Below are 452 nucleotides of genomic sequence, written 5' to 3' on the forward strand. Positions count from 1 at the left end.
CGTGTAGAGCAAGAGCGTATCACTGCAGAAAAGCTAGAAGCTGAACGTTTAGAACAAGAACGTATCGCTGCAGAAAAGGCTGAGGCGGAACGTATAGAACAAGAACGCATTGCGGCAGAAAAGGCAGAAGCGGAGCGTTTAGAGCAAGAACGCATTGCTGCAGAAAAAGCAGAAGCTGAGCGTTTAGCTCAAGAGCAGCAAGCGGCAGAACAACAACGTCAAGAACAACAAGCTCGTCTTGCTGAGCAAGAAGCAGCAATGAAATTAGAGCAAGAACGTGCTGCAGCAGAACAGGCGCAGCGTGAAGCCGAGCAAATTGCTGCAGAAAAGGCAGAGGCAGAGCGTTTAGAACAAGAACGCATTGCGGCAGAAAAGGAAGAAGCTGAACGTCTAGAGCAAGAACGCATTGTTGCAGAAAAGGCAGAATCGGAACGTTTAGAGCAAGAACGTAT

1 pseudogene is annotated in these 452 nt (G+C 48.5%); it reads left to right on the plus strand.

The annotated features are described in order from the left end of the window. A pseudogene (locus CWC28_RS20935) lies at nucleotides 1-452 on the plus strand (signal recognition particle-docking protein FtsY); the annotation flags it as partial.

Origin of the sequence: Pseudoalteromonas sp. S4492 (assembly GCF_005886115.1) — a bacterium.
Taxonomy (GTDB): domain Bacteria; phylum Pseudomonadota; class Gammaproteobacteria; order Enterobacterales; family Alteromonadaceae; genus Pseudoalteromonas; species Pseudoalteromonas gelatinilytica.